The organism is Niallia sp. FSL W8-0635 (assembly GCF_038007965.1).
In the GTDB taxonomy this organism is placed as follows: Bacteria; Bacillota; Bacilli; order Bacillales; family Cytobacillaceae; genus Niallia.
Genome location: NZ_JBBOYD010000001.1, coordinates 1,492,696 through 1,514,962, shown reverse-complemented (window position 1 = coordinate 1,514,962; position 22,267 = coordinate 1,492,696). Strand labels below are relative to the sequence as shown.

Genomic DNA, 22,267 nt, shown 5'->3' with positions numbered 1-22,267 from the left:
ACGCTTACAACGATTCGAAAATAAAACTTGAACGCTAACAAAAGATACCATGTTTCTATTAATATCATTTTTTAAACTATCTAGAGAAGGAACCTTCTTCTTTCGCTAATGCTTTTTTGCCTGCTTCCAATACTTCAATAATTCGATCGACATCATAGACACTTCCTCGCCAAGTACCCCCACTAACTGCTTGTAGAGCAGCCCAAAGTCTAGTATCATCTGGCAAATGAGGATCTGGTTTAAGATCTGGATGGGCTTCCCTCGTTTCTAAAACGGATGTAGCCTCTTCTTTTGATAATCGTTGATCTTTTGTGCCAACAAAATCAACAGAGCCTATCAAGTTTACACAATCAACAATAATTTCGATTACATCTCCATTCCGTAGCTTTCCGATTGGTCCATCGCTCAATGCTTCTGGTCCAATGTGACCGATGCAAGCTCCCGTTGAAACACCTGAAAAACGGGCATCTGTAATCAAGGATACATGTTTGCCAAAAGGTAAATATTTCAGTGCAGATGTTAATTGATAGGTTTCTTCCATGCCTGTTCCAGATGGTCCACCTCCCATTACAACCATTACATCTCCTGCTTCTATTCCACCAGTTTTTATAGCAGTAATAGCAGATTTCTCAGATGTAAATACCTTTGCTACTCCTGTATGTCTATAAATGCCATCTTCTCCTACTACAGATCGATCGATAGAAGTTGATTTGATGACAGATCCTTCAGGAGCAATATTCCCTTTAGGAAAGGTAATTGTTGGAGTAAGACCTCTTGCTTTTGCTGTGTCAGGATCCATAATTACTTGGTCTGGATTGACTCCATCCACTTCTAACAAACGCTTTCTTAATAACGTTCTTCGTTCGGATTTTTCCCACCAATCTAAGTTTTCTCCTAAAGTGTGACCGGTTACAGTAAGAACATCTTCGTGTAAAAGCCCTAATTTCCTTAAATGAAGCATTACTTCTGGTACACCGCCAGCAAGAAAAATCCGTACTGTCGGATGGTGATCTGGCCCATTAGGCAATACACTAACCAAACGCGGCATTTTGCGATTAATTCTTGCCCAATCATCCACAGTTGGTATATGACATTTGGCAGCATGTGCAAGCGCTGGAATATGTAATAAAAGATTCGTAGAACCACCAAAAGCAGCATGAACGACCATTGCATTTTCAATCGCCTTGTCTGTAATAATATCTTTTGTTGTGATATGATTTCTTTCCATTTCTAAAACAGCTCGTGCTGATTGTCTTGCCATTTCTGCCCAAATCTTTTGTCCAGAAGGTGCAAGCGCAGAATGAGTAATGGCAATTCCTAATGCTTCTGCAACAACTTGAGAAGTTGCAGCTGTACCAAGAAATTGACATCCGCCTCCTGGTGTTGCACATGCGACACAGCCAAGCTCTGCTGCTTCTTTCAAGGTAATTTCTTTATTGGCAAATCGTGCACCTATTGTTTGGATTTTCCCTGCATCTTCCCCAATTGTTGGTGGCAATGTAACCCCACCTGGTACAATAATAGTTGGTAAATCATGCATAGAGCTTAGCGCAATCATCATAGCCGGAAGTCCCTTATCACATGTTGCAACACCTATTACTGCTTCACGAGTTGGTAGTGATCGGATTAAACGACGATAAACGATAGCAGCATCATTGCGATACGGAAATGAATCAAACATTCCTAGTGTTCCTTGAGAACGTCCATCACAAGGATCACTAACAAATCCTGCAAATGGTACTCCTTTATGCTCCCGAATTTCTTCTGCTGCCTCTGCCATTAAGATATCAACTTCCCAATGACCTGTATGGTAGCCTAATGCGATTGGCTCCCCGTTATGGTCTCGTATGCCACCTTTTGTCCCTAGAATAAGGACTTCTGTTCCTAACAAATCTTTTGGTTTCCATCCCATCCCTACATTTTGACTAAGTCCGAATAAATCCCCACTTGGCGAATCCTCCAGCATTTGCGCAGTAAGTGGCAGTGTTCCAGTAGGACCCTTTGCACTGGTTCTTACTTCATAAAGGGATGGATCCTCCTTATCGTAAATAAATGGTAATGTCATATACTCTCTCTCCCTCCATTTGCATACTACTTTTTTTCATCTATTCTAGAACGTTAGCACGCTTTAAAATTTCTTTCACTTGCTGTTTCTTTTCTTCACTTAATGTTCTCGTTGGAGGCAAAACCTCGGTTGAAATATTTATCCCACATTGTTTAGATGCTTCCTTCACTACATTTACAAATGGGCTATCGATTTTATATAGTTGTGGCAAAATGGATAATTGCTTTTGCAGAGAGACTGCCTTTTCCAATTCTCCTGTTAAAAAAGCGTTATATATGCCAACGGACAATTGAGGAGCAAAGTTTGCACTTGCCGTAATTGCACCTGCTCCACCTAACTGCAAAGTATTAAATAAATGATCATCAAATCCGCAGAATACAGAGAAGTTCGGACTTACAGCTTTTACCGTATCAATCATTTCACGAATATGTCCGATTGAATCAATTGTTTCTTTAATCCCAACTATATTTTGATGGTTTAAAACTAGTTCTTTCACAAAATCAGGTGTTAAATCCTGTCCTGTAAGCGTCGGAAAATTATAAAGTAAAACAGGCAGCTCTACTGATTTCGCAATGTCACTAAAGTAGTGATATAAATTTTCTTCTGTCAAATTCCAGTAATACGGATTAATGGCAACAATACCATCTGCACCTATTTGTTCCGCATGTTGACTGAGCAGAATTGCTTCCCTTGTATTGGTACTGCCAATTCCAATTAATACAGGAACTCTTTTTCCTACATACTTAACAGCAAACTCAGCAATTGCTTTTCTTTCCTCTACAAACATCTGAGAAAATTCCCCACCTGTACCTAAAAAGAATAAACCGTTTACTTTTTCCTCTATTAGTTTGTCAATTAGTACCGCCATTTCATCTTGTTTCAATTTTCCTTCTTTATCAACAATACTTGAAACGGGCGGAATAATACCTTTAAAACGATTCAGTTCGGTCATTTTTCTCTCTCCTCTTTCATTTCTATGTATGCCTCAATTTGTTCTATATTATAAAACTAAATTCTATTATTTAGATTATTTGAGTTGATTATAACATACAACCATTAAAAGTAAACACTTACATTACATTAATTTCAAATTTTTAATTATTTCTAAAAGTTCATTGTTTTTTTAATTTGGTTATATTATTGTAAAAGTACATCTTAATGTTTGTTATAATAGTAAAGAGTTAAATATTATAAAACGAATACGGAGAAGATACTATGCCAATCATTCAATCTGTGGAACGTGCTCTTCAAATACTAGATTTATTTAACGATCACACAATAGAACTAAAAATCACGGAAATTAGTGAACAAATGGGACTTCATAAAAGTACTGTACATTCTTTATTAAAGACGCTTCAACAATCGAGGTATATTGATCAAAATCCAGAAAACGGAAAATACCGCTTAGGCTTTAAGCTAGTAGAAAGAGGAAATTTAGTTATTAACACATTAAATATTAGGCAAATAGCCAATAAATATCTTGTCGAGTTGGCGCTTAAAACAGGACAAACATGTCATCTTGGGATTCTAGATGGCAATGCAGGTGTGTATATTGACAAAGAAGAAGGAGCTAATTCTGTGATTCGATATTCACGGATAGGACGAAGAATTCCCCTTCATTGTACAGCAATCGGAAAATTACTGTTATCTTATCAAAATCAAGAAATAATCGATTCACTACTTGACGGCTATCTGTTTACACAGGCTACAAACCGAACTATTACAAAGAAAGAAGATTTACTTATTGAATTAGAAAAGGTTCGTCATAATGAGTATGCTGTGGATGACCAAGAAAACGAAGTAGGTGTCCGCTGTATTGCTGTACCAATTATTAATCAGCATGGACAAATATTAGCCGCACTTAGCATCTCTACATTAGTTTCAAGAGTAAGTGATGATATCCTTGATGACTATATACAGCTATTGAAAAAGACCGGAAAAGAGTTATCAGAAGAAATGCGGTATGGGGTTGCGATGAAATAAGAAATTAGGCACATCAAAGGCTGGGACATAAGTATTCCAGTTATAGATAAAAACGAATAATCATATGATGGTTACATATGATTATTCGTTTTTATTGTTAATTTTATAAAAGGCTGTTTCAGTAAATTTGGTGGTATTGCCCGCAGCCTGAATACACTTCGCTTTCCATGGGGCGAGCGGTGAGCCTCCTCAGCTTCGCCTCCGGGGTCTCACCTTTCTCGCAGCTCCCATAGGAGTCTACGTGTATTCAGGCTGCTCCGTTTTTCCTATTAATTATTTTTTTCTATTTCGATATTAGTTTTTAGAAAAACAATCTTTAAAAACGTAATGGAACGAATTAGCTTTTACACTTGACTATATTTAAAATCATGAATATTCAGGATAAAAAAGTATCCTTTATTTAAGAACTAAATTAGAGATTGTTCGTCTTTACAGATTGGCTATTTAGTTTGTCCCAGCCTTCATCTTGTTTAATTCTTTGTTCTCCCAATCACGGAAACCCGTTACTTGAATAACTCGTTTACTTTACTTTCATCTTGTAAATATTCTTGTGTTAATTTTCTTAGTTCATCTTCACTCGTAAAATCACTCAATTTTTTCCCATACCAATTCTGTAAATCTTCTTTCGTTATTTTATATTCGTTGTTATCGAAATAAAACGTAACCCACTCTGCGTTTTGAACTAAAGCAAATATAAATGTAGCATTGTAAATTGCCGTTTCTTTATACTTTTTTTCTATTTCTTCGCCTTTTATGCCTTCATAATTTAAAATCATTCCATAAGGTTCTTCCTTCGTTTGGAGTTCAAACCCCTTAAAATATTCACTACTTGGTAATTGATTAACAATGTTTCCTATCCCACTATTATCTCCGACAAACGAATCTTTAAATTCAAATAGATCATCATTCACGTCATTTGAATTACACCCATTTAAGAAGAGTAATACCAATAAGGAAAAGAAGAAAATTCTAATAGTTTTTCTCATATTTTCCTCCTTAAAATTAGTTATTTGACAATATATTTTTGCTTTTTACAAATTCAAGGATATAAAAGTTAATACAAGTAATTATGGGAATAAAAAAAACAAATACAAAAATACCTAAATTTGAAAATAGCCCCTCTACTTCTTTCACATTATAAACCTTATAAAAAATAATCGTAGCTACTGATAACAGTAGTGTATTAATACAAAATCCTATTAGAACACCTAACCATTTATTTCCTTTCTTTTTAAATAACCAAATAGAAAATAAGGTTGATACGACCAAAGAAATTAAAATAGTATGATAAGCAGCTATAACTATGCCCCCCCAAAAATTAAATTCACTCTTTTTTTCGCCAAATAATCCATACTTCATTCTGAAGAGGCATATAAAGCAACGATATCTACCTCCGATGCTGTTACTTCCTTTTATATTTTGGAAAGGAGCCCCATAAATCATTTACGCGGATTAGCATTCTTTCGATTTTATGCTCATCATTTAAATCTGCTTGCCCCGTTATTTTTTTCACTTCTGGTGATTCCTTACCTTCTTTCTGGTACTGTAATTGGATGGAAAAATTATAAATATTCTCTTTAGAATGTGTTCTTTCATACTCAATCGTTTCAACCTTCAGTATGCATTTGTTTTTATATGGTTCTGTCATTAGTAGTGTTCCATACCTTGTAGTAAAATCATTGTATGCTGTTTCATTTGCAAAATAATCTTTATATAGTTTTGCCTCGTATTCAGCCATAGCAAGTGTTCTTTCTTTGCCTTCCTTTCTTTCTAGTATTTCTTTTAATTTTTCATTTGGACCTGTTAAGGTATTATGTAATACAGCTTCTATTGTTTGTATATATTCATCTGTACTCTTATCTACTTTTTCTGTACAGCCAATTAATAATAAAAGAAAAGGAAATAAAGTAATACTTACCGCTTTGTATTTCATTCTTTTCAACGACACCCCTCCTTGCTATCAATGCATACGAATAGGCATGCCATAAAGTTTCAAATATTTTCCTTTTTGTTAGCGGGTTTAAAATGAAAAAGAGGAGCATTCGTATATGAATTACTCCTCTCATTACATTGATTTTTATATTTTCGCAAAACGAAATATTAGTTTCTTATCACGTATAAATTATATAGAAAACGCGTGATTGCCGATCTCTTTAACCACTTTTCTTGAGAAAATCCAATCACTTGTTGCTGTATCTGGGTTATAAAAATAAAGAAGCTCTTCATTCTCTTTTCCATTTTCCAACGCTTCTTCTACTGCTTTACGTGACTCTTTATCTGCTTTTTTTTGGATAGAACCGTTCTGTACAGGTTGAAAGGCATTCTTTTGATAAATTACACTTTCTACTGAATCAGGAAACTGTTTATTTTCCACACGATTTAATACAACATCAGCTACTGCCACTTTACCAGCATACGGCTCACCCTTCGCTTCTGCATGAACAAGACGGGCCAGTAAATTCTTTTCATTGTTCGTTAGTTTTGCTGATTCATCAGAAGCTTGTACTTTTTCCTTCTTATCAACAGCAAATTTTCTTGTTGATACATTTTTTGTTTCTTCTGTATTAGTTGTTGCTGCTTTAGCAACGGATGGAATATATATATAAGAACTAATAACTATAGTAATTGTAATTGCTAAAAATAATAACTGTTTCATTTTTGTATACCTCCTGTTTTAACAGGCCCATATACAAGGCTAACAGGTTTGCAAGCAAAACTCATTACATAATTGTTGGTAAAAATGTAATTTCCCCCGGAATAATTGGAATAAATAACTATATTTTTACAATTAGAAGTTTACCTATAAGTTCGTTCCCTCTAATTTCAGGGATAAAATTGTGTAATTAGGAGAAGTTAAAATGACTAGTACAACTCATCAAAGAAAAAGGCTGATATCTGTCAAATACTGATATCAGCCTCACACTCTTAATTATTACGAACTAATAATGCACAGCACTCAACGTGAACTGTATGTGGGAATAAATCCACTGGTTGAACTACTTTTAATGTATAGCCAAATGGCTCAAGCTGTTTGATGTCTGTCGCAAATGTATCTGGATTACAAGATACATAAACGATTCGTTCTGGTTGAGATCGTCCAATACGTCTCATTACTTTTCCGCCTGCTCCAGAACGAGGTGGATCTAATAATAATAGCTCTGGTCTGCCAAATGTTTCTAAAACTTGTGCTAATCCAGTTCTTGCATCTTGCGCTAAGAATGTCGCATTATCGATGCCATTATCGCCAGCATTGCGTTTGGCTGATTCAATCGAGCTTTCGACAATTTCAATTCCGACAAGCTTGCCAACTCTGCTTGCAAAAGGAAGGGAGAAAGTACCAACACCACAGAAAAGATCAATCATATTCTCTGATTTCTTTGGTTCAGCCATTTCTACAGCTAAATCAACTAATTTTTGTGCTTGTGTTGGGTTCGTTTGGAAGAATGTATCAAACCAAACACGGAAACGATAGCCATCCATTTCATCATAGATAAAGTCTCTGCCGGCTAATGTATGACTTTTCTCGGATTGCGTACGATCTGCCCAATCGGTATTTTCTAACCACATAAGGCTTTTTACTTGTGGGAACTTTTCTGTAATGCGAGCAACTAAAATGTCCACTGCATTTTTCAAAGATCCATCTGGTGCTTCTGTAGCAAATAAAGCCAACATCATTTCACCTGTAGCAAAAGACTGTCTCACCATTAAATGACGAAGAAGCCCTTCATGTGTATCTTTGTTATAGCCTTTTAATTCATTTTCTTTTACCCAATTTGCTACTTCAAGTGCTGCTTCCACCATTTCTTTTCCAGCAATAAGACAAGTTTCTAAAGAAATAATCTTTCTAAAGTTTCCTTGCTCATGTAAACCAAGAGAACCGTCTGTAGCAAATGTAAATTCCATTTTATTACGGTATCTCCAAGGCTCGTCCATACCGATTGTATCTTTCACTAAGCTAGAATCAAATCCTTGCTCTTCAATTACACGTTTCACATGATTTGTTTTTTGTTGTAATTGTCCATTATATTCCCAATGCTGCCATACACAACCGCCACATTTTTCAAAATGAGGGCACTCAGGTCCAATTCTTTCCGCATGGGCATCAAGAATTTCTTCTGGCAATGCCTTTCTATGTCTTCTTTGCGGCTGATCAACTATTACCTTTACTCTTTCACCAGGTAATGTTTGCGGAATCGTTAGCTTTAATTTCTTCTTGTTTCCTAATTCATTTTCGCGCCAAACAACAGCCTGTCCAGCACCTTTATCATCCACATTCTTAATATCTACAATCATTGTTTCTTTTTCAATTGTCGTCAAACGCTTTTTCCTCCTTACACCATTTCACTAATCAAATTTATTTTAAAATGATTTATTTTTCATTGTTAGTCTAGCTATTATATTTTTAACATACTTCCCTAGTATAAAGGACAATCATACATATGAAAATAATTTTTATTTTGTAGATATTAGTAATTGATGTCTATTTAATAAAATTATCAACCTGATATAAACAAAAAAGAAGCACTGCCATATTAGGCATACTTCTTTTTACTATCTTTATTAATTAATCCTCATAAATTCCATGACCTCTTCTTCATTAGGTAGTGCCATAATTGCTCCTTTTTTCGTAGTCACAATTGCAGCGACAGCATTGCTGTACCGACCTATTTCTATCCATTCCTCATTAGACAGTTGGTTAATTGCTTTATCTTTTAAAGCAAATTGCCTTAAAAAAGCTCCAATAAAAGAATCACCTGCACAAGTTGTATCAATTGATTTTACAGAAAATCCTGGTACTTCTATTATTTCCTTATTTGTTATAAATGCAACTCCATCTTTACCTTTAGTTAAAACTAAAAGACTTATCGGTTTAGAAAGGAGATATTGAATTCCCTCTTCTATCGTTTCTTTCCCTGTAATAAATAACATTTCATCATCACTAACTTTTAATATATCAGCATAATCAATAAATTCATTAATTGTCTTTTGATAAGAAGCTTCATCCTCCCAAAGCGTTTTTCTTACATTAGGATCAAATACTACTAATCCCCCTTGATTTTTTATACTTGTAATCGCCTCTATGTGTGCATACTTCACTGGACTCTCTAGTAAACTAACGGAACAAAAATGTAAAATATCTTCTGCTGTAAATGAAATGTTTTCTATATATGCTTTTTCTAAAAGCATATCTGCACTTGGCTTTCGATAGAAAGAGAATTCCCTTTCTCCATTTTCTTTCAGTGCTACAAATGCTAAGGCTGTATTGGCTTCTTTTATATGAAACATATGGGTAACATCCACATTGTTTTGTGCTAAAATTCTCTTTAAATAATACCCAAACAGGTCATCTCCAACCTGTCCGATAAAAGCACTGCTTCCTCCTAACTTAGCAATCGCCGCTGCTACATTCGCTGGTGCGCCACCTGGAGACTTTTTAAAACTTTCTACTTGATCCATGGAAACACCTATTTCATGCGGAACAAAATCAATTAACGCTTCCCCTATTGTATAGATTTTCCTCATCACTTAAACCTCAATATCCCATTTTTCCATATTGTCTATTCTGATTTCTCCTTCAGCCTGTATGATCACTTTTTCTGCCTTATTTACAGGATAAATGGTAGACGTCATTGTATATTCCCCTTCATTAACAAATACTTCTATTGAAGCTTTATCGAGAAATATTTCTACCTTTAATTGCTTATTTTTTGAATCCATATAGATTGTTCTTTCGTATTGATGTTCCTTTTCTTTCCCAATAATAGGTACTCCACTCTTTTGGCGATCAAGTTGCAAATGCCCGCTGCAATAATCATAACTTAATACTGTTTTTTCTAATTCATTGCTTCTAAATATAAGTGTAAGTTTTTCTCCATTTGTTCCATCTGCTTCAAAAGACAATATACCTATTTCGCAGGAAAACTCATCTAATTTTCTTACCTCATCTTTTAGTAAAACAGATTCAATCTTTTGATAATTACTTACATATTTCTTTATTTCTGGAATCGGTTTTTGATGGAGACGATTATTTATTAATTTTAGCTCTCTTGGTAAAGTCATTGCTCCAGCCCAACCATGTCCCTTTGTCTCTGTAGGGATATTCCTTCCCCACATTTGCATCCAAGAGACCATGATTCTTCTATTCTTATCATCTTCAATTGTCTGCGGAGCATAAAAGTCTAAACCGTAATCAAGTTCTTCCACTAGTTCTCTATGAAAAATGCCATTATTCCAATCCATTTCCCCAATGAAGCTAAGAACAGAATGTGTATTAACGAAATTATTATCTTTTTGAGGCAATCCCTCTACTGAGATAATTAAAACATCCTTTCCGTCCAACTCGAAAATATCCGGGCATTCCCACATTGCCCCTTCTTCACTCGTTCCTTTCAGCATTACGGACACATACTCCCAATCAAGTAGATTCTCTGATTTGTAGAGTAAAATCTGTCCTCCGCCATCAGTTGCTTTAGAGGCTATTAATGAATAATAGAAATCACCTTTTTTTATTACTTTGGGATCTCTAAAATCCTGTGGCTTTGCATTTTCAGGAAGATCCTTTTCCGTTAGTATTGGGTTTTGTGCTACCTTTTCAAAAACAATCCCATCTGAGGATACAGCTAAACACTGTACTTGTCTGTTTTTTTCAGGCGTTTCTCCTACAATATGTCCTGTATACATCAAATACATTTTTCCATCTTTTTCAATCGCCGTTCCAGAAAAACAGCCATCCTTGTCATATTCTTGATCTGGCGCAAGTGCAATTGGAACATTTTTCCAACTTACTAAATCCTTACTAACTGCATGGCCCCAATGCATTGGCCCCCAAACAGCTTTATACGGAAAATATTGATAAAACAAATGGTATTCGCCTTTATAATAGATAAACCCATTTGGGTCATTAATCCAACCAATTGGTGCCATCATATGATATTTATGTCGATATTCAGTGTTCACCTGATGATCATTTTTTTCAATATAATTATTCGCACGTTCTAAAGTGTACATGTTGTTCTCCCCTCATATGCTATTCCTATTTTATTCCTGTACCAGAACCACCAAGTCCTTGAAGTATATATTTCTGAGCAACAATATAAACGATAATCAACGGAATCGTCGAAACCGTAAGTATTGCCATTACTTGATTTGTATATACAGGCTCTGTTGTATTTATATTCGTAATTGCAACCTGCAATGGAAACTTATTTGTATCTGTTAGTACCATTAAGGGCCATAAATAGTCATTCCAACTAGCAATAAAAGATAAGGTTCCTACAGTAGCGATAGCTGGTTTGGACATCGGCAACATGATTCTCCAGAAAATAGTCCATTGATTTGCCCCATCTAATTTAACAGATTCAATAATTTCATCGGGAACCGCCATAAAGAAGTTTCTAAAAAGATAGATAAAGAACATACTTGCCATCATCGGTAATACTACTGCTAATCTCGTATTTAAAACACCAATTCCATGGGCTACAGTAAATTGCGTAATAATTATGGTTTCTGCTGGGACAATTAACAACACAAGTAACAATCCAAATAGAAACTTTTTGCCTCTAAATTGAAATTTGGCAAAAGCGTATCCAGCCATTCCGTTTATAATAATAGAGCCAATCGTCACAATTACTGCATAGAAAACACTATTCCAGACATATTGAAGGACATTGAATCTTGAAAATAAAGCATTGTATGTCTGGAACCATTCACTTGGGCTAAAAGATGGAAGTAGTGCTTTCATGCTATTCATATCCAAATAGATACTTGCTTCTGGTTTCATAGAAGAAACAATCATCCAAACCAAAGGAAAGACAAAGATACACGCTAAGAAAATTAAGAAAACATACTCTACAATTTTTCTTCCATATTTGCTCATCAAATATCCTCCTCCTTTGTAAGCTTGCTTTGAATGAGCGTCACAATCGCAATAACAATTCCAAACAATACGGTCATTGCACTGGAGTAACCAATTAACCGATCAGAAAAACCAGTTTGATAGATATAGTAGACTGGTGTAATAGTAGAATTCATTGGTCCTCCTTGTGTCATAACCATTGGTTGAATAATCAATTTAAAAGCCCCAATTAACGTAGTGATCATAATTAAGATGGAGGTTGGTTTTAATAAGGGCATCGTAATATAAATGAAATTCTGCCATTTACTTACTCCATCAATTTTGGCAGCTTCATACACAGTTCCAGGTATGTTTTGTAGACCTGCTAGGAATATTAACATCTGATAACCCGCTCCTTGCCATGCTGAAACAAATACGATCGTGTACATTGCTTGCTTCGGGCTACTTAAAAATGGCTGGGCATCAAATCCAATGTTTACTAGCAAACTATTAATTAAACCTTCTGAAGGATTTAATAAATACAACCATAAAACAGAAATAACGACTAAAGATAAAACTACTGGAGCGAAAAAAGCTACTTTAAAAAATATATTTCCTCTTCTCTGCTTATTAATTAGTAGTGCTAAACCAAGTGCTGCTCCTACTTGCACAGGTATAACACATAATACAAAAACAACAATATTCTTTAAACTCTGCAGAAAAATAGTATCTTTAAAAATCTCAATAAAATTAGCAAGCCCAACAAATTGCCTCTTATCTGGTGTTAGAAGATAATAATCCGTAAAGGCGTAGTAGATTGCTAATAAGGCCGGTATAACCAGAAAAAGTCCTAATAATAGTAATGCTGGTGCTAAAAATCCGTAGGCAGCTAAGCTCTCCTTTTTAGTTGAATTCATCGTTTTTAACTCCTTATAAATATTCCGGCTTAAAGAAATTCTCTAAGCCGGTATATCCTTACTTATTTCAATACCTTATCTATTTGCATCACTTTATCATCTAATAATTTTTCGATATTTGCATTTTCTTCATAATAAGTTACATCGCTAACAGTCTGTTGGAAAATCCGACTTACTTGTGGATACTCTGGTAATACCGGGCGTGCATGAGCAGAAGCTGCATTTTGCTCTATTAAGATGTTCATTTCATCAGAAACTTTATCTTTAACTTCTTCTATGACAGAATACGCAGCTGGCAATACGCTATTTGCCAAGGTAATCTCTGTTAAAGATTCTGTCGAAGTCATAAAATCTATTAACGTCCCTGCTGCTTCTTTTTTATCAGATGTAGCGCTCATGGCATACTGCCAGCTTCCAGATGGGGAGACTAGTTTATTCGTATCTGGTGATGTTGGGTATGGCATAATTCCATACTCTACATCTGGGTATTCTTCCATTTCAGCAATGGTCCATGATCCGCCAAACTTTAATGCATATTCACCAGTGTTGAAACCCTTATCAACTGGTGAGATGGTACTGTATCCTTTTTTTATCATATCTTGGATAAACGTCATTGTTTTAACAGCATTTTCATTATTAAACACACCATTTGCAGTTGCTCCATCCTCGGAAACAATATTTCCACCCTGTGACCATAAAAATGGCGTAAACGCATACATTAACCATTCACTTTTATCATTAAAGCCCATATCTATTACTGGTCGATCGAATTTCTTAACCAACTTTTCATTTAAGTCTATAAATTGATTCCAATCCCATGGGTTTTCAACTGTTGGTAAAGTCGTAAGATCCACTCCTGCATCTTTCAGCATTTGCTTATTATAAAAAACACCTACTCCAGATTCAGAGTAACCCACCGCATACATTTTTCCATCATACGTACCTTGTTGAATAATACTTGGCAGTAAGTCATCTTTGTTTGTCAAATATTCATCAATAGGAGCAATCATTCCAGCCTCAGCATAAGCAGCTGTATTAGGACCATCTAATGTCAATACGTCAGGTAGAGTATTTGTAGTTAAAGCTGCGTTTATTTTATCTTCATATCCTCCTCCACTTCCGCTTCTCGGAATAAACTCAATCCTTGCCTCATACTCTCCTTTGTATTTTTCATTGAATTGATCAATGATTTTTTGCATCGCTTTGCCTTCTGGAGTTTCATTAGAGGTATGTACCCATACTGAGACAGCATCATCGTTACTTGATCCTTTCTGGCTACATCCTGCAATAATTAAAGAAGTTATTATTGCACAGACAACTAATATCCATATCTTTCTCATTATTATCGTTCCTCCCCATCTCGGATAATGTAACTGCTTACAAAAAGAGTATATGTCATCCGGTTTCATATGTCAACCGGATGACATATTATTTAAAAAAAAATATTTTTTTATTTTTTCTTTACTAGCTAACTAGGTTGTTGTTTCACTTTCTATTAATTTTACTGGTAATATTGTCTGTTGTTCCTTTTCATCCCATTTTCCATCAATTTGCTTGATTAATAAATCTACACATGTTTCAGCAATGTCTTTAATAGGCTGAGCAATCGTACTCAATTCAGGCAATAGTACCTTGGTTGTATCTGTCCCGTCATAGCCAATAACCTTTAAATCATAAGGAATTTTTCGGTTTCTCTTCTTTGCTACTCTTAACACAGTTGCAGCAATCAAATCATCACTTGCAAAAATTCCATCGACTTCAGGATGTTCTTCAAATAATTTATTAATAGTTGCTTCATTATCGCCTAGAGTCTCATATGTTATTGGATTACGTCCATGTTCCTTCATTACTTCTTCATAAGCTTTTCTTCTTAGATTAGCTGGAGTCTCTAAATCACTGGGACCATTAATATGAATAATATGATTACATTTTTTATTTATTAATAATTGCGTTGCTTTTCGACCACCATCGTAATTATCGCTAGAGACAACAGGTGTATTTTTAGAAAGATAACGGTCAAATCCTACAACTGGCAGATTGGGTATATCATATTCTTCTATCCCTCGGTTATGTGCACCTGCTATTATTCCATCAACTTGATTGCGCTGAAGCATATGTAAATAACTTTTCTCTTTATCCTCCCGTCCTTGGCTATTACATAATAAAATTTTATAACCCAAAGAATTAGCGTAATTTTCCAAATGAAAAATAAGCTGACCATAAAATGGATTACTCGTTGTTGGGAAAATTACTCCTATTAAATAGGTTTTTTTTATAAACAATGATCTTGCAATATCGTTAGGAAAATAATTCAATTCTTCCATTGCTTCTTGTACTTTTTTTCTAGTCTCTTCTCCAATATAACCTCTATTATTTAATACTCTTGAAACAGTTGTTGGCGAAACACCAGCCACCCTTGCAACATCAGAAATTTTCGGCTTCACATTAAACTTCTCCTATTCATTAATTTTGCAAAAACAAAATAGTAATACTAATTACTATTTTATGTAAACGTTATTATTATCTTATCATATAATTAAAAGCCGGCAAATAATATGGAAATAGTTTAATTAGAAGAGCAATAATAACATCATTTAAATTGCGTCCGCGGTAATAATCATGATACTATCCTCTTTATTCGTTTCATATAGAGAAGTATCATTATATCTATTCAACTTATGAAAGTGTTTCTAAAAAATCATCTAATACCAAAAACAAAAGAGTATGTGGATAACTATTCAACACATACTCTTCTATAGATAATTATATTTTCCTTATCTCATTCCAATACTAACACATCATAAGCCTTCATCCTTACCTTCTGATAAACCTTCTCTCCTGTTAAAATATCTGTCATCTCTTGCTTTACATCAATATCTTGCGGCTCATGAGAATAATTCAATAAGAAAACAAATTCCTTCCCTTCTTTCTTGCGAATGGATAACTCCACACTTTCAGGTAAATCAAATTTATTTTTATAGTCATTTATTTGTGTTTCTTCGATTAGTTTTTCAGCAAGCTCGATAGTAAAAACACCACCAAAATAATAACAAGTACCCTCTCCATATTGACGCTTAACAAGGCTAGGCTTTCCTTCAAAATAGCAATCTGTAAACTTCCCAATTACTTCAGCATTGTCTGCCTCTACTTTCAAAGCCTCATAAAAATCAGATGTTTTGATCTCTGCTTTTTCTTTATACATTACCTTCGGAGTAGCTTCAAACGGTGCTTCCTTTGTAAAATCCTCTACCGTAATACCAGTAAGCTCTGCTAAATAACCTGGGAATACTTTCATATAAGTTTGACCAGTCTCATCCTTAAAGCCAGTTCGGCAGCCTAATATTAATTTCCCTCCTTGCTTTACATACTCTTTCAGCAAATCTGCAGTTTGTTCGGACACAATCGCTGCATGTGGATACACGAGTACTTTGTATTTTTTTAACTCCGCCACATTTGAGTTTCTATTTAAATTATAAGCATCTACAGGAACATGATTATACTGGAGTGCTTTAAACCATGCATCTTTGCTAATGGAAGTAAAAGGTCCAGACCACTTATCAAATTCTGCGTCCCACTCATTATCATAATTGGTGATAATTGCTATCTCTGCCTGATAATTTGCTCCTACTACCTTCTCTCCAATTCGTTGTATTTCCTTGCTTACTTGCTCCACTTCTTTTATACGGCGGTTGGGCAAATTATGATAGTCATTAATCCCATGCCAATATATTTCTGTTCCTTTTGTTGCTGTTCTCCAGCGGAAATACATGACTAAATCTGCACCATGAGCAATGGATTGATAGGTCCAAAGGCGCAGTTGCCCAGGATTAGGAGACGGCTGTTCTAGTCGTGTTACCCATCCTCCTGGACCTGATTGTTGTTCAAAGATAGCAAAATTGGACGAAATGCTGCGGACTACACTTAAGTTCCAGCTCCATTTTCTATCACGCAGAGGCTTCTCACTGTTATCTTCTAGCACTCTTCCAAAATTAGGATAAGAATCATAAGCATAGAAATCTAACACTTCATTTGTTAATTTATGATTATCTAAATGTTTGAACATTCCATTTGTAGTTACCCATTGACTAGAAGTATATGTTCGAATGATGTCCCCTTGCATTTTTGCAAAGGAAATAGCGCTATCCGAAATGAACCTCTTTTCATCTAACATATGATGAGGATTCGGTGAATTTGGAACCGTTGTACGAGTTAAATAGACTTGATCCCAGCTGGTATATGTCTGATTCCAAAAAACAGTTCCCCACGCCTCATTTAATCGATCTAACGTCTGATATTTTTCTTTCGCCCATTTTCTAAAAGCAAGATGATCTGCCTCTGAATAAAAAATATCTATTTCACAGTTTAATTCATTATCAATCTGCCAACCGACAACTCCTGGATTATTGCTATAATGCTTTGCCATTTCTGTAACAATAGCAGAACTAAGTCTTCTGTAGTTATCCGAATTATAATTATAATGTCGACGGGCGCCATGCTGGTACGGAATACCTGATTGAGACACATTCAACACATCAGGATATTTATATGTGAGCCATGCTGGTGGTGTAGCTGTCGGAGTCCCAAGCACTGTTTTCAAGCCTAATTTATGAGCCTTTTCAATTGCCCGATCAAATAAATCAAAGGAATATACACCTTCTTCTGGCTCAAATATCGTCCACGCAAATTCTCCCATACGAACATAAGTAAAACCTAAATCCTTCATTCTTTGAAAATCATCTTCCCACAGTTCCTCTGGCCAATGCTCTGGATAATAACATACACCGAGTGTAAGTTTTTCTGCTGTCCATTTTTTTGTCATTATTTAATCTCCTATCTATACAAATTATTCTTTTATCGAGCCGCCTAAAATCCCAGAAATAAAGTGCTTTTGCAGGATAAGAAAAACGGCCATTACTGGTATTACTGAAATAGCTGTCCCTAACATTAACTGCCCGTAATCAATAGAATTAAGACCAGCTAAAGTGGATAAAGCTACTGGCAAGGTATAATTCTCCTGTGTCGTCATCACTATTAATGGCCACATAAAATTATTCCATTGATGGGTAAAAAGGAAAATCCCAACAGCTGCCAAGGCAGGCTTCATTGTTGGCAAAGCTATTTTGAAAAAGATAAAAAATTCTCCTGCTCCATCAATTCTTGCTGCTTCTATTAAGGAATCTGGTATCCCTTGCATATTTTGCCTAATCAGAAAGATAGCAAATGGATAACATATTTGCGGCAATATAATCGCTTGATACGTATTAATCCAATCTATCGCCCCAAAGATTTGAAATAGCGGAATAATTGTAGCCTGATATGGAATCATCATCGCCAATAAAAAAGAGGCAAAAATGAGGTTACTTCCTTTAAATTTAAACTTTGCAAAAGCATAACCTGCTGCGGAGCAAATGAATAAACTTACTACCACAAAAATAATCGCAATGACAGATGAATTAGTTACCGCTTTTACTATATCAATGGAATTACTTAAATTTCTTAAGTTCTCCATCAAATAATTACCTGGAATCAACTTAGGTGGAAATGCCAACACATCACCAGAAGGATTGGTTGCACCTACAACCATCCAGTAAAAAGGACCAATAGAAATGACAACACCAATTAGTAAAAAAAGATGCATAAATATTTTTTGAATACGTTTCTGTTTTGCCATTAGTCATTCCTCACCACCTTAAATTGAATCCATGATAGAACTGCGATAAAGAGTACAATTACATAAGCAATGGCAGATGCATAGCCAAAATTAAAGAAACTGAAACCTTGATTATAAAGATAGTAAGTAATCGTTATCGTCGCATTATTTGGACCACCATTAGTTAAGTTGTACGGCTCATCAAATAATTGGAAAGATCCAATTGTCGACATAACAAACGTAAATAATAATACCGGTTTCAACTGTGGAATCGTGATATAAAAGAATTTCTTTATTGTACTAGCACCATCAATGCTTGCTGCTTCATACAAACTATTGGGGATGTTTTGTAAGCCAGCTAATAAGATAACCATGTTATAACCAGTCCATCTCCATGTTGTTACGAGAATAAGAGAAACCTTCGCCCAGAAAGGATCTGTCAACCAACGAACCTTCTCTAGTCCCATTGAAGTTAATACATAATTAATTAATCCGTAATCTGTATTCAGTAATAATACAAAGATGATAGAGGCTGCAACTAATGAAGTAACAGCAGGTGTAAAAAAAGCTACTCGGTAAAAACCTTTCATTCTTAGCAATCCAGAGTTCAATACACTGGCTAAAATAACAGCCAGAAATAACATAATAGGAACCTGTACGATTAAAATAATAAATGTGTTCCCAAGCGCTTTATAAAAGAGCGGATCACTGAAAAGCCGCGTATAATTTGCAAATCCTGAGAATGTATAAACACCTGCAACCTTTGTTTGAAAGCTTAATAGAAAAGAAGCAATAATAGGATAAACAGTAAAAGCAATAAACAACAAAAGCGCAGGACCAACAAAAATATATGGAACAGTCTTAGGGGTGATAAACTGTTTTTTCTTCTTTATGGTTATAGGATTCGTTCCTGTTTCCAGCATTTTATTATCCGACATACTTCTTCCCCTCCTTATATAGAGGCTAGTTCTATTTTCTAAAACTAGCCTCTTATTCTTTTTCCAAACTAATCTTAATTGGTCGATTCTAATCCTGTTTGCTGCTCAGCCTGTTTTTTTCCATCTTCCAATATTTGCGCTGCTGGCTTATCTTCAAGTAAAAACGCTTCCATTTGACTAGTCATGATGGATCTAAGCTCTAATTCTGCACTGCTATGGTTTACGGAAGGAATATCGGTTACTGTATCAGCAAAATCTTTAAAGAATGTTTGGTTATTAAAATATTCTTGTTCTTCGCTGAAAACAGGCTCTTCATATGCAGATAATAGAGCAGGGAATAATCCTCTATTCGTAAGCGCCTTAATTTGGGAATCTACATCTGTTGAGGCAAATTCTGCAAATACATATGCAGCCACTTTATTTTCAGATTTACTTGGAATCGCTAATGCAGATCCCCCATCATTAGAAGCTCTTACTCCCCCTTCTTCAACAGCAGGCAATTGGAACATCCCCCATTTTCCGGACAGTTCAGGCATTTGTTCGATCATTGTGCCACTCCACCAAACAGCACCAGGCTGTGTTGCAACCTCTCCATTTTTCATTGCTGCTACTTGCCCATCCCAGTTATTCGTATAGATAATTAACCCTGCATCTTTCATCTTTTGTAAAATATCAACTGCCTTTTTCGCTGCATCAGAAGTAAGATCTAATTTATCATCCTCTGTAAAATAATAGCTGCCTTGTTGTTGAAGCATGATTCTTAGAAGACCATCGCCATCTGTTCCTAAAAATGCCTTTCCAGTATGGGCAACAACCTTTTTCCCTGCTTCAATATAATCATCCCATGTCTGAATACTCGCTGGATCCACCCCTGCTTCCTCAAAAATATCTGTCCGATAGATAACACCAACTGGTCCTAAATCCCTTGGAGCTGCAATTATATTTCCATCCTTATCCTTTAACCCATCTATTTTTGATTTAGAGAATTCATTTTCATGTTTATCAAAGCCAAGAGAGCTTAAATTCGTAAATGCATCAGGAAAATCATCTGTAAACGAATGAATCCGGTTATTTTCCACTTGTACTACATCAGGTAAGCCGCTCCCGCCTGCTGAAAGGCCTGCACTAACTTTTTGGTATACTTGATCGACACCGATATGCTCTACTTTTACATTTACATTAGGATATTTCTCATTAAATGCTGGTAATACATCCTTTTCTAAATAATTTGCTTCTAATGCCCAAGCCCAAACAGTCACATCGCCTTTTACATCTTCTGGATTATCTGGAATTGTTAAGTCTTCCGTACTCGATGATGAGCTATTACTACAAGCTCCTAACACAATAGTGAATAGGAATAATAAAATAAAGCCATACATTTTTCTCATAAAAGTCCACTCCCTTAAAGAAAATTTTTTCACAAACTATTAATCTGCTTATATACTTAAGAATGAACAATGAAGAAAATCCACGATTAATAGTAAGCGCTTACTTTCGTAGTCCAAGTATATAACGATACGGAGCATGATTATGGTAATATTTCTATCATTTTGGTATTTTAACTACCTTATCACTCTCTAAATTTTGACAACATTCAATTTAACGGAGGAGAATCTAGTGGAAAATCGTCTAAATATGAAGAATTTGGAGTATGTATGTAACTTAATGAAAGATATATTAAATATCTCTATTAATATAGTTGATAAGGAAGGAAACTTAATGAAGGAGATGGTACCATCTGAATTATTCAATCCTCTTTATCCCTCTTATCAATCTTTTGCTAAACAATTCGTACATAGTGATGAAAAGAAAAATCATCATCCCAGCATAAAAGGCACGCCTTTTTATGAAATCGCATCCATTATTCCTATTGTCAACATAGGAACCATTATATTAGGTCCCTTTCTCACTAATCGGCCGTCGAAAGTGCTAATAGATGACTTAATTACTACATTTGGACAAAAAGAGATGGAAGATTCATTAAGTGATTATTATTATTCGCTTCCTGTAATAAATTCTGGGAAATTAGAACAAGTTTGCAAACTCTTCTACTTTTTATTCAATAAAAAGATTTATGATAAAGATATTATCCATCCAAGAACGCCACTGCATCATCATGTAATCGATGAAAAGCTTGCAGATAAATATATGTTAGAAATACATCAAAACTCCTCTTTTCACCATGATCCTATTGCTGAAAAGAAAATCTATCAATTTATTATAGATGGACAAAAGGAAAATCTTCTTGCCTATTGGAAAGCCTTTAAGGAAAACAGTTCTTTTGATTTTGGCAAACTTTCCAAAAAAAACGAGGTAAGAAATCAAAAAAACTTATCGATTGCCATCATTACACTTGCCACCCGCGCAGCCATTACAGGGGGACTTCATCCTGAGATTGCTTATACTTTAGGTGACCGTTTTATTCAAGACTTGGAAGAACTGCAAGATATTAAGGACCTTCATTTATTTACAGAAAATACTTTATATGAGTTTGCAGATAGAGTAGCAAAAACAAAAAGGAATAATTATTCAAGGCCAATCTTCCAATGTAGAAACTATATTTATAAACATATTTATGAACCTCTAACATTACAATCCATCGCAGAACATTTATCTATCAGTCCAAAATACCTATCTAATTTATTTAAAAAAGAAGTGGGGATTCCCATTAGTGAATATATACAGCAAACGAAAATTGAGGAAGCAAAAAAGCTAATGACTTTCGCTGAACACTCCTTATCTGATATTCATGCCCTATTAAATTTTACTGATCAGAGCTATTTCACTAAAGTATTTAAAAAATATACCGGGGTTACTCCTAAGCAATTTAGGAAGAATATGGTTAATTTTTTATAGCAATTAGAAAGAGGGCTTTCCAAC

The 22,267-nt window shown here is 35.1% G+C and carries 19 protein-coding genes; 2 read left to right on the top strand and 17 right to left on the bottom strand.

Annotated features, from left to right (window positions below; genetic code table 11):
• Window positions 1-76: 76 nt before the first annotated feature.
• Together NYE52_RS07095 and NYE52_RS07090 are read right to left on the bottom strand one after the other, a co-directional pair.
• Window positions 77-2,065 carry a YjhG/YagF family D-xylonate dehydratase gene (locus NYE52_RS07095; RefSeq protein ID WP_341192432.1) on the bottom strand — a complete coding sequence of 663 codons (1,989 nt, stop codon included), beginning with the start codon at window positions 2,063-2,065 and terminating at the stop codon, window positions 77-79.
• A 40-nt stretch (window positions 2,066-2,105) separates the two neighbouring features.
• Window positions 2,106-3,017 carry a dihydrodipicolinate synthase family protein gene (locus NYE52_RS07090; protein WP_341192431.1) on the bottom strand — a complete coding sequence of 304 codons (912 nt, stop codon included), beginning with the start codon at window positions 3,015-3,017 and terminating at the stop codon, window positions 2,106-2,108.
• Between the two features lie 263 nt (window positions 3,018-3,280).
• On the opposite strand from NYE52_RS07090, the gene NYE52_RS07085 reads away from it, so the two are divergent.
• The gene (locus tag NYE52_RS07085) at window positions 3,281-4,048 is read left to right on the top strand and encodes an IclR family transcriptional regulator (protein WP_341192430.1); all 768 of its coding nucleotides are present in this window, start codon (window positions 3,281-3,283) and stop codon (window positions 4,046-4,048) included.
• A gap of 503 nt (window positions 4,049-4,551) precedes the next feature.
• Here the strand turns inward: NYE52_RS07085 and NYE52_RS07080 are convergent.
• The 15 genes from NYE52_RS07080 to NYE52_RS07010 form a co-directional block, all read right to left on the bottom strand.
• Complete coding sequence (locus tag NYE52_RS07080; protein ID WP_341192429.1) at window positions 4,552-5,034, bottom strand: DUF4825 domain-containing protein; 483 nt, start codon at window positions 5,032-5,034, stop codon at window positions 4,552-4,554.
• Between the two features lie 16 nt (window positions 5,035-5,050).
• Entirely contained in the window at window positions 5,051-5,407 is a 357-nt protein-coding gene (locus NYE52_RS07075; protein ID WP_341192428.1) for a hypothetical protein, read from the bottom strand.
• 43 nt (window positions 5,408-5,450) lie between these two features.
• Window positions 5,451-5,990, bottom strand: coding sequence for a hypothetical protein (locus NYE52_RS07070; protein ID WP_341192427.1), 540 nt, complete (start codon window positions 5,988-5,990; stop codon window positions 5,451-5,453).
• Between the two features lie 180 nt (window positions 5,991-6,170).
• Complete coding sequence (locus NYE52_RS07065) at window positions 6,171-6,704, bottom strand: cell wall hydrolase (RefSeq protein ID WP_341192426.1); 534 nt, start codon at window positions 6,702-6,704, stop codon at window positions 6,171-6,173.
• Between the two features lie 269 nt (window positions 6,705-6,973).
• Window positions 6,974-8,341, bottom strand: coding sequence for a 23S rRNA (uracil(1939)-C(5))-methyltransferase RlmD (rlmD, locus tag NYE52_RS07060; protein ID WP_445669140.1), 1,368 nt, complete (start codon window positions 8,339-8,341; stop codon window positions 6,974-6,976).
• Between the two features lie 267 nt (window positions 8,342-8,608).
• Window positions 8,609-9,571 (bottom strand): carbohydrate kinase family protein, encoded by a 963-nt coding sequence (locus NYE52_RS07055; RefSeq protein ID WP_341192424.1) that lies wholly within the window; start codon window positions 9,569-9,571, stop codon window positions 8,609-8,611.
• Window positions 9,572-9,574: 3 nt separating this feature from the next.
• On the bottom strand, window positions 9,575-11,056 hold the full coding sequence (locus NYE52_RS07050) for a glycoside hydrolase family 32 protein (RefSeq protein ID WP_341192423.1): 1,482 nt from the start codon (window positions 11,054-11,056) through the stop codon (window positions 9,575-9,577).
• A gap of 25 nt (window positions 11,057-11,081) precedes the next feature.
• The gene (locus NYE52_RS07045; protein WP_341192422.1) at window positions 11,082-11,924 is read right to left on the bottom strand and encodes a carbohydrate ABC transporter permease; all 843 of its coding nucleotides are present in this window, start codon (window positions 11,922-11,924) and stop codon (window positions 11,082-11,084) included.
• Window positions 11,924-12,799, bottom strand: a complete 876-nt coding sequence (locus NYE52_RS07040) for a carbohydrate ABC transporter permease (protein ID WP_341192421.1) — start codon at window positions 12,797-12,799, stop codon at window positions 11,924-11,926. Before NYE52_RS07040 ends, NYE52_RS07045 begins: the two co-directional genes overlap by 1 nt.
• Before the next feature lie 62 nt (window positions 12,800-12,861).
• Window positions 12,862-14,139, bottom strand: a complete 1,278-nt coding sequence (locus NYE52_RS07035) for an ABC transporter substrate-binding protein (protein ID WP_341192420.1) — start codon at window positions 14,137-14,139, stop codon at window positions 12,862-12,864.
• 132 nt (window positions 14,140-14,271) lie between these two features.
• On the bottom strand, window positions 14,272-15,243 hold the full coding sequence (locus NYE52_RS07030; protein WP_341192419.1) for a LacI family DNA-binding transcriptional regulator: 972 nt from the start codon (window positions 15,241-15,243) through the stop codon (window positions 14,272-14,274).
• Between the two features lie 335 nt (window positions 15,244-15,578).
• Complete coding sequence (locus NYE52_RS07025; protein ID WP_341192418.1) at window positions 15,579-17,618, bottom strand: beta-galactosidase; 2,040 nt, start codon at window positions 17,616-17,618, stop codon at window positions 15,579-15,581.
• 24 nt (window positions 17,619-17,642) lie between these two features.
• Window positions 17,643-18,470: a carbohydrate ABC transporter permease gene (locus NYE52_RS07020; protein ID WP_341192417.1), complete on the bottom strand. Its 828-nt coding sequence runs from the start codon at window positions 18,468-18,470 to the stop codon at window positions 17,643-17,645.
• Window positions 18,470-19,387, bottom strand: coding sequence for a carbohydrate ABC transporter permease (locus NYE52_RS07015; RefSeq protein ID WP_341192416.1), 918 nt, complete (start codon window positions 19,385-19,387; stop codon window positions 18,470-18,472). Before NYE52_RS07015 ends, NYE52_RS07020 begins: the two co-directional genes overlap by 1 nt.
• A 74-nt stretch (window positions 19,388-19,461) precedes the next feature.
• On the bottom strand, window positions 19,462-20,775 hold the full coding sequence (locus NYE52_RS07010) for an ABC transporter substrate-binding protein (protein ID WP_341192415.1): 1,314 nt from the start codon (window positions 20,773-20,775) through the stop codon (window positions 19,462-19,464).
• A 229-nt stretch (window positions 20,776-21,004) separates the two neighbouring features.
• Between NYE52_RS07010 and NYE52_RS07005 the strand changes: the two genes are divergently transcribed.
• A complete protein-coding gene (locus tag NYE52_RS07005) occupies window positions 21,005-22,243 on the top strand; it encodes a helix-turn-helix domain-containing protein (RefSeq protein ID WP_341192414.1) in 1,239 nt (412 codons plus the stop codon).
• Window positions 22,244-22,267: the final 24 nt, after the last annotated feature.

Coding starts and splice junctions, on each gene's coding strand:
- NYE52_RS07095 (WP_341192432.1), bottom strand. CDS start 2,065: ATGACATTACCATTTATTTACGATAAGGAGGATCCATCCCTTTATGAA.
- NYE52_RS07090 (WP_341192431.1), bottom strand. CDS start 3,017: ATGACCGAACTGAATCGTTTTAAAGGTATTATTCCGCCCGTTTCAAGT.
- NYE52_RS07085 (WP_341192430.1), top strand. CDS start 3,281: ATGCCAATCATTCAATCTGTGGAACGTGCTCTTCAAATACTAGATTTA.
- NYE52_RS07080 (WP_341192429.1), bottom strand. CDS start 5,034: ATGAGAAAAACTATTAGAATTTTCTTCTTTTCCTTATTGGTATTACTC.
- NYE52_RS07075 (WP_341192428.1), bottom strand. CDS start 5,407: ATGAAGTATGGATTATTTGGCGAAAAAAAGAGTGAATTTAATTTTTGG.
- NYE52_RS07065 (WP_341192426.1), bottom strand. CDS start 6,704: ATGAAACAGTTATTATTTTTAGCAATTACAATTACTATAGTTATTAGT.
- rlmD (WP_445669140.1), bottom strand. CDS start 8,341: ATGATTGTAGATATTAAGAATGTGGATGATAAAGGTGCTGGACAGGCT.
- NYE52_RS07055 (WP_341192424.1), bottom strand. CDS start 9,571: ATGAGGAAAATCTATACAATAGGGGAAGCGTTAATTGATTTTGTTCCG.
- NYE52_RS07050 (WP_341192423.1), bottom strand. CDS start 11,056: ATGTACACTTTAGAACGTGCGAATAATTATATTGAAAAAAATGATCAT.
- NYE52_RS07045 (WP_341192422.1), bottom strand. CDS start 11,924: ATGAGCAAATATGGAAGAAAAATTGTAGAGTATGTTTTCTTAATTTTC.
- NYE52_RS07040 (WP_341192421.1), bottom strand. CDS start 12,799: ATGAATTCAACTAAAAAGGAGAGCTTAGCTGCCTACGGATTTTTAGCA.
- NYE52_RS07035 (WP_341192420.1), bottom strand. CDS start 14,139: ATGAGAAAGATATGGATATTAGTTGTCTGTGCAATAATAACTTCTTTA.
- NYE52_RS07025 (WP_341192418.1), bottom strand. CDS start 17,618: ATGACAAAAAAATGGACAGCAGAAAAACTTACACTCGGTGTATGTTAT.
- NYE52_RS07020 (WP_341192417.1), bottom strand. CDS start 18,470: ATGGCAAAACAGAAACGTATTCAAAAAATATTTATGCATCTTTTTTTA.
- NYE52_RS07015 (WP_341192416.1), bottom strand. CDS start 19,387: ATGTCGGATAATAAAATGCTGGAAACAGGAACGAATCCTATAACCATA.
- NYE52_RS07010 (WP_341192415.1), bottom strand. CDS start 20,775: ATGAGAAAAATGTATGGCTTTATTTTATTATTCCTATTCACTATTGTG.